The sequence below is a fragment of the Bradyrhizobium sp. BEA-2-5 genome, from assembly GCF_032918025.1.
Lineage (GTDB): Bacteria > Pseudomonadota > Alphaproteobacteria > Rhizobiales > Xanthobacteraceae > Bradyrhizobium > Bradyrhizobium pachyrhizi.
This window is the reverse complement of the sequence record NZ_CP136629.1, coordinates 1889261-1901566: the sequence shown is the minus strand read 5'-3', so window position 1 is coordinate 1901566 and position 12306 is coordinate 1889261. Positions and strand designations below refer to the sequence as shown.

The window sequence follows — 12306 nt, the reverse complement described above, 5'->3', positions numbered from 1 at the left end:
TTCGAACGCTGGCGCAGCGGCAAGACAACTCGTCGGCCTTTTAGTCCACGCTGCACGCTCACGCGCTGCGTCGTGCGACAGGAACACGTCGTCCAACCGCTTCGTTGCCTTTCATGGACCGGCTTCTGCTTCATTTCATTTCAGTTAAGCCCAGCTACCCGGTCTGGGTACGGTATCTTTTGAGCCTGGGGCTGGTCGGCTTGGCTTTCCTGACCAAGCTCCTGCTGGATGACCAGTTGAAGCCCTATCCGTTGGTGTTGTTCATTCCGGCCATCTTCCTAGCCTCAGTCATCTTCGATCGCGGATCCGGCTTCCTTGCCACTGGCGCGAGCGCCGCGCTTGCCCTGCGATACTTTATGCCGCCGCCTTTGAGCGCTGAGATCTTGCCGCTCTTGATTTTCCTGATAAGCGGGCTGTGCATCGCGGCAGTGACCGAAGCCTTGCGTACCACCTTGGAGAAGCACTCGGAAGCGAAGGCTTACGCGGACGTGCTGCTGATGGAGCTCGCGCATCGGACCAGGAACGACCTTGCGACAATCATGTCGATCCTGCGCCTGCAAGCGCGATCAAACTCCAACCCTGCCGTGCAAGCGGCGATCACCTCCGCCCTCGCACGCATCGAGGTGGTCGCTAAGGTCCATGACAGGCTGCGCGACACCTCCGTTAACAGCACGGTCGATCTCTCGGCCTATCTGGAGGCGTTGTGCGGAAGCCTCGCTGACTTCCACCGGGGCTTGCGCCCGATTGCGATACGGGTGACCAGCGAAGAAATCGCTGTGAAGAGCTCGCAAGCTGCATCGATCGGTTTGATCGTCAACGAGCTGGTGACTAACGCCTTCAAATACGCATTTCCGGACGGACGACCGGGCACCGTGGAAGTCGATGTCCGGAGCAGAAACGAGCAGGTCGCAATCACGGTACGGGATGATGGAATCGGATGCCCGTCAGAGGCCAAAAGTGGCCTGGGGACGCGCCTGATCAACCTGATGACCGCGCAGATGAAAGGCAGCATGATCAGGACGCCCACGGCGAAAGGTTGCGAGGTGGAAGTGGTGGTCATCCTTGAGGACTGATTACCGAGATCCGCGGATTGCCACGGGCCTTCAACTGACCGACCGCGGCCAGTGCTGTTTTGCCATTCACGTCGTTCAGAATACGACACGATCGAAGGGGAGGAAAGTGCCGGTCTGGTTCGCGTCGGATGCGAGCTCCTCGTCGCGTTCGCAAGCCTAGGGACCAACTGGACGAGTGTGAAAGCAAAGGAAAGCGAGGTTGCCATCGACGTCTATGGCTCTCTGACCTGCGATCCCAATGTCGAGATCGAACGTGTTCGTCCGAACGCGATGCCGGTGATCCAGACAACACCGAGGAACAATGTCTGGATTCGCGCGCCTTGGGACGTGCCGAGGCGCTGCAGCGTCCGCTCCCAGATGGTCCGCTCAAGGTCGTCGCAAGTGGCGAGAAGGGAGACTCCGCGGCGGCTGCCTAGGCTTATAGATAGGCCGGCAGAACAGTGGACAAACCGCAAGTATGGCATTTCGGAATCCCTGGTCTGAGTCAGCAGCTCGGGACGGGGAAGATGATGTTGAGTGAAAGGCGACCGGCGTTCCACGCTCTGCAGGGATGGACGATCTTCGTGTTGCAGGACGCCCGCACCATTCGCGAGTGCTCAGAGCAAAGCTGGATGTCTGACCGCGTCGATCCGCATGCCCGAGAGCGAGCGTTTGAGACAACCCGCCAGGATCCGCCGCGTGGCGTTTCTTCCGAAGACGCTGTGAACGAAAGATGCTCGACTCGATCGGCGACCCCCGTCCGGAGTGCTCGTCCGAGGACGGTTTATCCCGCGACTAGTCGAACACAAACTTCCATACTATTCGTATGCCGTCGGATCCGGAGGCAAGGCGTTTCAATCTCATCACATCCCATACGATTCGACGGTGGCCGGCAACCTCCACAGGCTCCGCTGGGTTAGATCCGGCGAGGCCGGTGCAGAAGCGAATGTCGACTCAGGGCCATGCTCAAATTCAAATTGAGCAAAATGCTTTCGCTTTCGCGGCAAATCGCGACCGCACCGTGGGCAAACACACGCGGACTCATTGAACCGACTGCCGCGTTATGTTTCCGATTTCAAACCGAACGGGTCGAATCATGCGCTACGAACTCTCCGACGCTGCCAAACCACGCCGCGCGGCGTACCACGGGCGACGTGACCTGCATCCTTTGTTTTGAGTGTCCTTAGGAACAAAGATCCCGATTTCGAGCCTAACGATGCAGGAGGATCGCAAATGGCAGTCGCATCGTGGAAGCGCCCGGGATCGCCAATCGGCAAGAAGGGAGCGCGCAAGGTAAACCCGAAGTACAAGCGCCGTTCGCGCGAACCATGGACGGATAAGGAAGTGAAGCAGTTGCGGTCACTGGCGAAGGCGAACACGCCGACAGGCGTGATCAGCCTGAAGATGCACAGACCAAAGGGCTCGATCGCAAGCAAGGCGCAACGCGAGGGCATTTCGCTGCGGCCCGTCAACCGCTCACCCTACAATCGGCGCAAGAAGGCAGCGCGACGCTAGCTCTCGGCGGGCGGGATCTCATCGAGCACCCCATTCACGTCGGGCTCTTCAACGCCCTTGTCGATGTCGTCGGACTTGTTGCACTCGCACGTCATCCCTGCCCCGCACTGACAGCCGTGCGGCTCCGCCGTCCACGCGAGGTGCGGATGATTTTCACACACCCAGCCCAGACCGCGGCAGATCGGACAATTGGGATTGATCATGCCGCAACCGCTCGCCTGTGCCTTCGATAGACCTCAATGGCACGGTTTGCGAGCATGATCTTACGATGCTCGCCGTTGCCAGCCATCTCGTCGATGGTCTTCGTCAGGAAGCGGCCTGCCGTGTAGGGGTCGCCGATCTCTCCCGAACGTTCGAGAAAATCCCAGGCGATTTGGATAGCGTCTTCGGCGAGAATTGAAATGGGCTCGATCATCCTGTCGCAACGCCAGGAGCAGGCATTCGTTCCTAGTGCGGAATAGCCCCGGTCGGCGGAGGCTCTTCCTGACCTGGAGGGAGGAGAGCGCTCCAAGCCTGTGGCGTCGGCGATTGAGATGCCGTCGAGGAGACCCGTTCGTCGACGTCTGCTGCAATCTCCGCCGTGTCAGCCCTCTTCAAGAGATGGTCGCGGTCGACCCCGCAGGCATTTGAGACGCTTGTTGGAAAATATCCGCGAACGCGGCGATTCGCTCCTGCAGCGACGTCGTTTGTTTGACCCGGTTTCTCGTTTTCTTCATCACGCATTCCTCGGAAGCCGGAGCTTCAGCTCCATCTTTCGAGCAAAGTACAAAGTCACGAAGGGCGTAGCGCTAGACTAAGTTAGTTGCGCCTCAATCCTTTGAATGAGCTTGCACGCAGCAGTCCTTCGGATTGAGGGTGAACGCGCTCGCGTGGCGAGGAAGGGAAAGGCCCGCCTGCCAATTCGCCTTGCCATTCGGTGGGGCCAACCTCCAGGAACACTTGCTCGGCTGCGCAATTGAAATCCAACAGCTTTGCGGAGAGAGCCATGCCGGACTATCCAAAGCCGCCTTATCCCGACCAGAAGCAGCCGATGCCCGGCGTCACCGCCAGAATGAACCCGCGTCCGGACCATGGCGAATCCAGCTATCGGGGCTCCGGCAAGTTGGCGGGCAAGCGAGCGGTTATCACTGGCGGCGACAGCGGCATCGGGCGCGCCGTGGCCATCGCCTACGCCCGCGAAGGCGCCGACATTCTCATCTCTTATCTCAACGAGCACGACGACGCGCATGAGGTGAAGACGCTGGTCCAGGCGGAAGGGCGTAGGGCCGTCCTAGTCGCCGGAGACCTTCGCAGCCCCGAGCATTGCCGCGCCGTGATCGAACGCGCGGTCGAGGATTTCGGGGGACTAGACATCCTCGTCAACAACGCCGCTCATCAGGCCAGTTTCAAGGATATTGCTGCTATCTCCGACGAGGAGTGGCGGCTCACCTTCGACGTCAATATCCACGCGATGTTCTATCTAGTAAAGGCGGCAGTGCCGCATATGCGGTCTGGCAGCGCGATCATCAACACGGCATCGATCAATTCGGGCATGCCGAATCCAATACTGCTCGCGTATGCCACGACCAAGGGCGCGATCCAGAATTTTACCGGAGGACTTGCCCAGATGCTGGCCGACAAGGGCATTCGCGTGAATGCCGTCGCGCCGGGGCCGATCTGGACTCCGCTGATCCCATCGACGTTGCCGGACGAGTTGGTCAGGCATTTTGGAAAGCAGGTTCCACTGAAGCGAGCAGGCCAGCCCGCCGAGCTTGCGACGGTCTACGTCATGCTCGCCGACCCGCGTTCGAGTTATACGTCGGGAACGACGGTCGCAGTTACTGGTGGAAAGCCGTTCATCTAGGACATTGACAGAGCGGCATTCAATCGCAAATCCGCCGCCGCGCGCGACCGCAACGATTGCATTCCGCGAGATTGAGCCGCGCTGCGAGCGCCGTCGGCGCCGATATGGCGACCAGCATGGAGCATCCCGATTGCCGCCGCCATTTAACCAGCTCGATCGAGACGCGGCTGGTGATTGCGCCGGCATCGCCCGGGACGCTGACCCGGCGAGCGCACCCGCAAATCTCCACGCGGTCGCGACCAAAGTATTATCCGGGAGAAATAGGCTGGCCGCATGCGGAACACGAGCTACGCATTCGAGGGATTGTGCAAAGCGCGCTCGATCTGGCCGGATCGAGAAAAAACGCGGCCCAGCCTGCGCGGAAGCGAGCGTGATGCCTCGGTGAGGCTCTCGATGCCGCACAGGCCGCAACCAGTCGTGCCGACCAAGGCGGCGGTGGCGGTGCCTGAAGCGCTCCCCGAATCAAGCCAGATCAGTAGCTCAATGCCTGCATCTCGCGGCACACCTCGAGTGACGCGAACGACACTTGTATGAGGAATTTGCTCTGCGCTGCCCCTTTGCCGATCGTCGGCCGGGCCGCTTCCATGTTGCTCTTGCCATTCAAGTCCTCCTGTAAAACGTTCTTGAACGAAGGCCTCAGCAATTCGGTCCCGATGAGCAGGAACGGCAAGATCGGCGGGACGTTCTTCGTTGACCAGAGTCAACAGAGGCTTCAGTGCGCGTCCGACTTGCATCGATAATTCTTGTGCTGTCTTGTGGATTGGCAACCGCACAGCCTGCTAAGCCGGCGGACGATATTCAGGCGCCGACCGGGCGTTCGGCGCCTGAAGACAAAGGTCAATTGCAACCGCAAGGCTGGACCGGGCCCGTCAACACGGGGTCGGGTGGCGCTCCTCCGGAAAGTCCCCAAGGTCAAAGCCCGCCGAGGATGCAGCCCGCGCCGGACGGATCGACAAAGACCACGGTCATGCCTCCCAAATAGCTCCAAGCGCCAGCGCGGGTGCGCGAGCGGCACCAGGCCAGAAAAAAGGGCAAGGAACAAACAATTCGGGTTACGTTTGCAGACCCATGACGAACCTAATTAAGCTCCCCTGGCGGGCCCGCGTGACACCGCCCCAAGCGGCAACCACGCGAATGGACTGCCTTTGCGTCGTACCAGTCAAAGCCGATCGACAAGCGGAGTAGGCGCATCGGCCTGTACTACTTTTTCCCGCGGCCGTAATCGCACGGACATGCTTCGAAAATTTGCATCGTGCTACGACCGAATCGGGGTCAGCTATTTCACTCAGCACGGGAAGCCCGGTCTAAAGCTTGCCACTCGCCACCGCTTGCGGTTGTTGCTGACTGTCTTGACTGCCTCCTTCACTGAGACGGCAGACGTGCCTGTCTTCTCCGTCTGGTGACCTCATATTTCTGCCCGCTCGCGAGGCGTGGCCTGCATCGTTCCGCAGGCACAACTTCATGGAAAAGGCCAGATATCGAATTCGCGCAAATACCGCGCGGCTTTTTTCATCGGGCCGGGATTACTAGCGATTCGTGGCCGACCCTAATCTTGCCCAGGGGCCGCGAGCAAGTGTCCCGCATGCTTCATGCTCGGCAGTCGTGTTCGTTCCACCACCGAGCTATCGCCCGGGTTTGCTCGTCCCATATTTCGGTGGGCAGGTCCGGGACGGCAATGCGGACGCTGAAGGCCCCGCTCGTCATGTCGTGAAACCATTCCGTGGCAGCGAAGTCGAACCCGAAGCTTCCGGCATGACGGATCGGAAAACCGGCCAGGCCAAGATCTCTGCTCATCTCCGACGCCGCTTGCCTTGCCTCTTCTTCGTCCAAGGGCCGCCTGCATTTGAGCAACACGTAAAGGCCATGCGCGAAATTCGTTTGTCTCACCAGATCGCCGAGCGTCTGACGGAAGAAGCGAGCAGTGCGGCGGCTGTTGCGGATGATCGCAGCCACTCTCCTTGTGGTCAGCGACCGGTATTCGGGGCTGCCGACATAAGGCGGGAAGTGGGCGGGTAGCGCTGCGCCGCCGAGCAGCCTGATTGCATTCCGCATCTCATCGGGCAGCTTTCGGAGAGGCGAGCGAACCCAGAGATCCGCCTCCGCGGAGCGGACGAAAGTCGTAGAGCCCAATCGTCCATACTCGACACCCAGGGAATCCAACTTCGTATGGCTTCGGATCATGGCCACGGGCACTCCGCAACTGCGGGCCTTCCGTAACGCCCGGGCGATCTTGCCGGAGCCACCGGCGAGGCAACTGTTATCGAAGATGCAGAGGTCGAATTGCGCCCAGGGTGACCGCAGACAGGCCTCGAAATCCTTTGCCGATGCGCAGGAATCTAAAAGAAGGATGCGGTGCGACGCGCCTGAAGCGGGCGCGCCCAGGACTTCCCCGGCTGTGATGCTCTTCAGGTGCCGAGCGTACGCTTCAATGAACTCCAGGGTCTCTCCGTACGTCCCTGGCAGCGACACGATATCCGCTCGATCGAACAAGTGCGACGACGCCAAAAGCAGGGCAGATATGGAGGCCATGCCAGAAGACGTGTAGACGGTCTCCCAATCGATGTCATCGCCGAGATCATAAAACGACGGGCCGGCCACGTCGAGATCGGCGCGCTGGTAGTCGTACCGGAAGTCGAACGGGCTATCGGACGATTGCCTGCGATGCGACCAGGCGGTTTCGGTCGTGGTCCAATCTTTCAGATCGTGCTGGGCTCTGATGGCCGCCGTGAGCTTGAACTTGAGTGCGATCGCTTCATTGATCGATTTCGGCGTTGGCGGCGCAAAGGACTTGTCAAGACAGGCGTCCAGCAACTGAACCTCTTCATGCTTCCGACGGAGGTAGGCTTCCATGGTCTCCATGAGCCTTCAACGTCCGGCATTCACCTTGGCTCCTATTGCGCGAGCTGCTGCAGAGGTGGTCAATTTCTGCAGCAAACGGATAGGTTACAGGCGGCGCTTTGTTTCACCTGCTCCATTGTGCATTGCGCACGCTTCTTGTCTGAACGCCATCTGGGGATGGACGACCCATGACCGAGTCGAGCGCGCTGGATCGCCAAGGCGTCGCCGATGCGCTTGTTAAGCTTAGGTTCGATGTGCTCGAGATAGCAAGGGTGGCCATTCGAGCTGACGGCGGCGTGGTGCCGCTTCGAAGGCTATGGACCTGAAAGACCTCCCCCCTGCCCGACTTTCATAGACAGGACAAGTTGGAGAACGAAGTGACGAACAGTCGACGGTGGTGTCGCTCGCTTTGCTTCTGCTGCATTGCATTCCGCCGGCCCCGCTGACGTTCAGCCAGATCACGCTCGGCCGTCCGTCGCGACGACGGCAGAGATTCGCTCTCCGCCGAACAAATAAGGTGACGCGGGTTGCGCAGCGTGGCGCGCGGCCGCCCTATCCAACGAGGCCACGACTTGCACCGATGTGGTGTAGCTCTTCGTTCGAACGATGAAGAAATTGGTTATCCAACTTAGCTCTAGTTCCACGAGCGGGTACCTCTCCCGCTTAAATTTAGGTTGTAGGCAACCGACCGGACGATCCGCAGACCGCATCCCCATTTTGGGCTTCTCCCGGGCTTTGAGATCAATCTTGCCGCCGCCGTACTGCTCGTCATCAGGATCACGATGTCAACAACGTCGGTCAACGACGCGATGGCGCTTTGGTTGCTTCGCGCCCACATCGTGCAATCGTTAATTCACCTATCTCGACGCGCCCTATGGCAGTCAGCTCGCGCATTACTGCTTTCGCCGTTCGGACAGTGATGGCCGTGTACTGGTGCTGGCAATTGCTTAGCATGTAGCCAGCAGGGGCGAGAGTCGGGGGCTTGCTCGACGCAGAATGGATTTGGCCTGGTCAGGCCGCCAGATCGCAGTTCCGCTCATCCTCCGCGATCGGCCGCAACGCGCCGAAATCGATTAGCATCGCCCACTTTCATTGTCACGCAACACAAGACGGTCAAAGCGACGGTGGCCGGTGCCTAAGTGACCAAAAGCCAACTCACACAGATGGGTTGATTTTGACGAGCAACTATACCACGGCCAATTCGAAGAGCTGGTCCCCGACAGGATTCCAGTGACACGAGAGCAGCACCTTCGCGAGAATGTCGCAAACCGGCAAGGGTCTGTTCGCCTTCGCTTCCCAAGGAACGGACCAGCGTAACTTGCGGCACCGCCCAACTGCTGCGAGAAACAAATCAGAGCTGATCTATTAACCTGCGATAATTCAAAAGCAACGAAGTCAGTCTGCCTGCGGTTGAGTAACGCACTTAGCAACCAACCCAATTGATGTTCATTTGTCCTCGGCAATTACCCAACCAGAGGACAAACAGATGTTGCGAGTCTTTGCTATCATATCCACGGCAGCTCTGCTGAGCTCAGCGCCTGTCTCGGCGCAAACGCCACCAGCGCAGAGCGGCCCAAGCAATAGCGCCGTCAATCGTTCGGGTGAAAACAACTCGAACGTACCCGTGGCGGGCCGAAACAGCTTTACCGAGGGGCAAGCGAAGTCACGGATCGAAGCTGCCGGTTATTCCGGCGTTTCCGACCTCAAGAAGGACGATAATGGCGTCTGGAGAGGAAAGGCCACCAAGGGAGGCAACCAGACCGAAGTCAGCCTGGACTTCCAGGGCAACGTGAACCCGGCGAACTAGAAAGGAAGACCAGCATGACCACTACAATTTCTCGCCTCTATGACAACTATGCCGACGCTGAGCGTGTCGTCCAGCGACTCGAGCAGAGCGGCGTGCCCTCCTCCGATATCAGCGTCATCGCAAACAATGGGGAAGGCTGGCACGGCCGGGATGGAAAAGTTGATCGAGACCGCGACGGCGTTGACGACCGAGCAGAAGGAGCAGGCGCAGGTGCGGGCATCGGCGCAGGTCTGGGCGGAGCTGCAGGATTGCTTGCGGGTCTCGGCTTGCTCGCAATTCCTGGCCTCGGCCCGGTCGTCGCCGCTGGATGGCTCGTCTCCACCGCGGCCGGTGCTGTCGCAGGCGCCGCAACGGGCGGCGTCATCGGCGCGTTGACTCAAGCGGGCGTTCCGGAAGAAGAAGCCCAGCGATATGCCGAGGGCGTGCGTCGCGGCGGAACACTCGTCTGTGCACGTGTCAACGAACAGGATCGCGGTCGAGCAGAGGCTGTGCTCGATCGGTCGTCAGTCGACATCAGCAAGCGCACAGCGGCATGGCAACAGTCTGGATGGAAGGGCTTTGATCCTGCGGCAGAGCCACTCAGCAGCGATCAGATCCAGCGCGAGCGCGAACTCTATGGCGAAGGAACCGGAATAGGTCGCTGACGCACAAATTCCGTTTCCCAATTCGCCTACTGAAGGCCCCGACGCATGTCTCCTCAGCGTCGGGGCCTTTTCGCTGCAGTAGGAGGAACGATCTCAAACGCGTTCTGTTTCCCTGTCTGTTCACTAAAAACAGGAAGGAAGCGATCAAATGAAAATCGCAAAAATCGCCTTGACCACCGTGTTCGTGGTCGCCTCAATTGCTGCAGCCAGCGCACAGGGTGGCGGCGGTGGTGGCGGCAGTGGCGGCGGCAGCGGCGGCGGAAACTCACCGGCGGCGACCACCGGTCAGGGCTCGTCCAGCAGTCCCAGCGCCGCGAATCCCGGCGCAACCCAGAATGACCCAAAACTGAAGGAAGGCACGACGGACAAGAGTGGCGCGACGTCGAAAGATCACATGAAGAAGTAAACTGTGGCTCGGAAGTAAAGCAGCGGTCCCAGCATGCCTTACTGGGGTCGCTTCTTTGCTTCCGACGACCGAGTCCGGCGTGGCCGGTGGCGCCGATCCATCCCAGACTCTTCGCGAGAGCCGGCCTTAAATACTTAATGAGGATCGTCCTCGTCCTTGACCAGGGTTGGCCAGCGCGACCGGCGGAAAAGTGCGCAGCCCCGCACTGCGCGCCCGGTTCTCGCGATCCCATCCAATCGGCACAGCGAGCGCAAAAGCCGCCGCCAGCGTGACGAAATGAATGCCTATCTCAAATCTGTTCAAGGCAATCCCTGAATGAAAGCCAAGCGTCATTAGATCAAGCAGCCGGCACCTCGGCAATGCGGCGTAAGGTTTCATCGCAAGCCGCCGGATCATCGAGCACGCAGGGACGTTTGAGTCGACTCAAGCTGGCCGGATCTACATCGAGAAGATCCACTTTCTGCGGGGACAAGGCGACGCCGGGGATCCTCCGTGAGCCGGTCCTCGGAGACGAGCACTCGAGAGGCACCGCGATGGCCGCCAGGCTATCGGCGGCCCGAGAATAGGCTTTTGCCCGGTAGGGGTTTCAGCGCTCGGCTGCTCTGAAAACTTGTTCGGCGTGCCCTTCTTGCAGCCGCCGGTTTTGATGCGTGCGCCATCTATTTCTCTCTACTTTGGAACGTCTTCTGCCGTGCTCGTTTGAAAACACGCTCGGCGGTGTCGGGCGGGCGCATCTATCCACGCAAGCTGATTTGGGAGCAACGATCGGCTGCGTCTAAAGTCAATTCGACCTATGGAGACGGATAAGGGTGTAACAAATGAGCGTCATCGGTCTAGCCATTGCGCTCGTTATCGGCCTAGCCACTGTGATGGTCGTTTACCTGCTGGCGCGGAAAACCCGGCGTGATCGCGATAGCCAAAGTCGACATATCGCCGATGAACGTGACGAGCACGCTAGCCCGCCAAGCAATCTCTCCACAATCGGCGACCGCGAACGCGATAAGGAGGCTCGATCTCGTACAGCGGTCGGGAGCCGATACAGCCACCTTGAAGATGATCCGACCTATGCGACGAGCGTAGAATTGGGCAACGTTTTGATGGACCTGAGCGAGTTAGAGACGGACCTCGCCCTGGCTAAGCAAAGAAAGGACACGGATTTAGCTCTCAAAATCCGACTCGAGATGGATGACTTGGAAAATCGCGCTTCCGAACTAGAGAGCCAACTCGTGAATGGTTCCAATAGTCGCCCGGGCTAGCCGTAGACCTGCCGCTACCGGAAGTACGTCATGCCGCCGGCAACGATCGACACGACAAAAGCCACCCGGCGTTCATTGGGCGTCATACAGCTTTGTCTCAAAATCGCATCGCTTCGCGCAAAGGAAGGGCCTCAGCACGAGACGGTCAGGTGCCCAGACCGAGTTTTCTACGTCATCCCTTGTTCAACGCCGATGACGGTCGGCACTGAACAGACCATCAACCGACCGGGATCGTTCCCTATTCCCGGCGTTGCCGTATTAGCTGGTCGTGCCATGCCATGGCTGCCAACGAGCGAATGCGCACCGAGGCCAGTTCGACCGCTGCTGTGGCCGTTTCAGGCTCAACCACGAACCATCCCCCGCCCTTGCATGGAGGGCCAGGTCGCATTGAACCGGCTTGGCGGTCGTCGCTATGCCTCGATCAGGCATCCAGAGAGCGCTCTCGACCGTTACCGCAGCGGGCGCCGAGCGCCGCAGCCTAGCAACGGTCGGCCTCAGATTTCAGCTGATCCCGGATCGGCTTCGTGTAATCGGCAAGGTCGACCATCGGCGCTCCTCAAATTGGCCCGCTTTGTCGCGCCGCCGTGCCACGGCTTGCCATCCTTCATCCAACCGACGCCGCAAAATTCAGACCTTGCCGTGCGGATTAACGACCGAGTTAATCCCGCCCAAACCGCGCTCCTCCACAACGTTTGGCAGATGTGCAGGCAGAGCCCCTCGTCGATCACCGGCAGATCGAGCCCGGTGTCGCCGAAATGGCCGAGGATCAGAGCCACAGACCGGTCGAGGGCCGGCCGCAAATGCCCAAAGCCCGAGGGTGCAGGCCGATATGACCCGGACGAGATTGCGCAAATCCTGCCAGCTGCTATGGGACCGATACGTGGATCGTGCGCTCACTGCAGCGCTTGCCGCTCAGCCATCCGCCAGATCGGCTCATCGCGCGCC

General features: G+C 59.7%; 14 protein-coding genes and 1 pseudogene. 8 read left to right on the top strand and 7 right to left on the bottom strand.

Translation table 11 applies throughout. The features are described 5' to 3' along the window. Window positions 1-113: 113 nt before the first annotated feature. Window positions 114-1073, top strand: a complete 960-nt coding sequence (locus tag RX327_RS08835; protein ID WP_317250059.1) for a sensor histidine kinase — start codon at window positions 114-116, stop codon at window positions 1071-1073. 1212 nt (window positions 1074-2285) lie between these two features. Beyond that, window positions 2286-2567, top strand: a complete 282-nt coding sequence (locus RX327_RS08830; RefSeq protein ID WP_317250058.1) for a hypothetical protein — start codon at window positions 2286-2288, stop codon at window positions 2565-2567. Here the strand turns inward: RX327_RS08830 and RX327_RS08825 are convergent. Continuing rightward, window positions 2564-2770 carry a hypothetical protein gene (locus RX327_RS08825; RefSeq protein ID WP_283089608.1) on the bottom strand — a complete coding sequence of 69 codons (207 nt, stop codon included), beginning with the start codon at window positions 2768-2770 and terminating at the stop codon, window positions 2564-2566. The genes RX327_RS08830 and RX327_RS08825 overlap by 4 nt on opposite strands. Beyond that, window positions 2767-2982, bottom strand: coding sequence for a hypothetical protein (locus RX327_RS08820; protein ID WP_317250057.1), 216 nt, complete (start codon window positions 2980-2982; stop codon window positions 2767-2769). The genes RX327_RS08825 and RX327_RS08820 overlap by 4 nt, the downstream gene beginning before the upstream one ends. Window positions 2983-3552: 570 nt before the next feature. Here RX327_RS08820 and RX327_RS08815 point away from each other — a divergent pair. Beyond that, a complete protein-coding gene (locus tag RX327_RS08815) occupies window positions 3553-4410 on the top strand; it encodes an SDR family oxidoreductase (RefSeq protein ID WP_317250056.1) in 858 nt (285 codons plus the stop codon). Between the two features lie 19 nt (window positions 4411-4429). Here the strand turns inward: RX327_RS08815 and RX327_RS08810 are convergent, their stop codons facing one another. From RX327_RS08810 to RX327_RS08800, 3 genes are all read right to left on the bottom strand, one after another. Continuing rightward, window positions 4430-4639: a formate dehydrogenase accessory sulfurtransferase FdhD gene (locus tag RX327_RS08810; protein WP_283089605.1), complete on the bottom strand. Its 210-nt coding sequence runs from the start codon at window positions 4637-4639 to the stop codon at window positions 4430-4432. Between the two features lie 58 nt (window positions 4640-4697). Then, window positions 4698-5114 (bottom strand): hypothetical protein, encoded by a 417-nt coding sequence (locus RX327_RS08805; protein WP_283089604.1) that lies wholly within the window; start codon window positions 5112-5114, stop codon window positions 4698-4700. Window positions 5115-5997: 883 nt separating this feature from the next. Then, window positions 5998-7269: a hypothetical protein gene (locus tag RX327_RS08800; protein ID WP_317250055.1), complete on the bottom strand. Its 1272-nt coding sequence runs from the start codon at window positions 7267-7269 to the stop codon at window positions 5998-6000. Between the two features lie 167 nt (window positions 7270-7436). Between RX327_RS08800 and RX327_RS08795 the strand changes: the two genes are divergently transcribed. The 4 genes from RX327_RS08795 (at window position 7437) to RX327_RS08780 (ending at window position 10105) form a co-directional block, all read left to right on the top strand. Then, window positions 7437-7574, top strand: a complete 138-nt coding sequence (locus RX327_RS08795) for a hypothetical protein (protein ID WP_160321702.1) — start codon at window positions 7437-7439, stop codon at window positions 7572-7574. A gap of 1160 nt (window positions 7575-8734) precedes the next feature. Further along, window positions 8735-9055: a hypothetical protein gene (locus tag RX327_RS08790; RefSeq protein WP_283089602.1), complete on the top strand. Its 321-nt coding sequence runs from the start codon at window positions 8735-8737 to the stop codon at window positions 9053-9055. A 14-nt stretch (window positions 9056-9069) separates the two neighbouring features. Beyond that, window positions 9070-9699: a hypothetical protein gene (locus RX327_RS08785; RefSeq protein WP_283089601.1), complete on the top strand. Its 630-nt coding sequence runs from the start codon at window positions 9070-9072 to the stop codon at window positions 9697-9699. Window positions 9700-9847: 148 nt separating this feature from the next. After that, window positions 9848-10105, top strand: a complete 258-nt coding sequence (locus RX327_RS08780; protein ID WP_283089600.1) for a hypothetical protein — start codon at window positions 9848-9850, stop codon at window positions 10103-10105. Between the two features lie 159 nt (window positions 10106-10264). Here RX327_RS08780 and RX327_RS08775 read toward each other — a convergent pair. Further along, window positions 10265-10408, bottom strand: a pseudogene (locus tag RX327_RS08775) (MgtC/SapB family protein); the annotation flags it as partial. A gap of 515 nt (window positions 10409-10923) precedes the next feature. Here RX327_RS08775 and RX327_RS08770 point away from each other — a divergent pair. Further along, on the top strand, window positions 10924-11361 hold the full coding sequence (locus tag RX327_RS08770) for a hypothetical protein (protein WP_283089598.1): 438 nt from the start codon (window positions 10924-10926) through the stop codon (window positions 11359-11361). Window positions 11362-11855: 494 nt separating this feature from the next. Here the strand turns inward: RX327_RS08770 and RX327_RS08765 are convergent, their stop codons facing one another. After that, the gene (locus tag RX327_RS08765) at window positions 11856-12137 is read right to left on the bottom strand and encodes a hypothetical protein (RefSeq protein WP_317250053.1); all 282 of its coding nucleotides are present in this window, start codon (window positions 12135-12137) and stop codon (window positions 11856-11858) included. Between the last annotated feature and the right edge of the window lie 169 nt (window positions 12138-12306).

Excerpts from the sequence above, each read along its gene's own strand:
- RX327_RS08835 (WP_317250059.1), top strand. The coding sequence starts at position 114 with ATGGACCGGCTTCTGCTTCATTTCATTTCAGTTAAGCCCAGCTACCCG.
- RX327_RS08830 (WP_317250058.1), top strand. The coding sequence starts at position 2,286 with ATGGCAGTCGCATCGTGGAAGCGCCCGGGATCGCCAATCGGCAAGAAG.
- RX327_RS08825 (WP_283089608.1), bottom strand. The coding sequence starts at position 2,770 with ATGATCAATCCCAATTGTCCGATCTGCCGCGGTCTGGGCTGGGTGTGT.
- RX327_RS08820 (WP_317250057.1), bottom strand. The coding sequence starts at position 2,982 with ATGATCGAGCCCATTTCAATTCTCGCCGAAGACGCTATCCAAATCGCC.
- RX327_RS08815 (WP_317250056.1), top strand. The coding sequence starts at position 3,553 with ATGCCGGACTATCCAAAGCCGCCTTATCCCGACCAGAAGCAGCCGATG.
- RX327_RS08800 (WP_317250055.1), bottom strand. The coding sequence starts at position 7,269 with ATGGAGACCATGGAAGCCTACCTCCGTCGGAAGCATGAAGAGGTTCAG.
- RX327_RS08795 (WP_160321702.1), top strand. The coding sequence starts at position 7,437 with ATGACCGAGTCGAGCGCGCTGGATCGCCAAGGCGTCGCCGATGCGCTT.
- RX327_RS08790 (WP_283089602.1), top strand. The coding sequence starts at position 8,735 with ATGTTGCGAGTCTTTGCTATCATATCCACGGCAGCTCTGCTGAGCTCA.
- RX327_RS08785 (WP_283089601.1), top strand. The coding sequence starts at position 9,070 with ATGACCACTACAATTTCTCGCCTCTATGACAACTATGCCGACGCTGAG.
- RX327_RS08780 (WP_283089600.1), top strand. The coding sequence starts at position 9,848 with ATGAAAATCGCAAAAATCGCCTTGACCACCGTGTTCGTGGTCGCCTCA.
- RX327_RS08770 (WP_283089598.1), top strand. The coding sequence starts at position 10,924 with ATGAGCGTCATCGGTCTAGCCATTGCGCTCGTTATCGGCCTAGCCACT.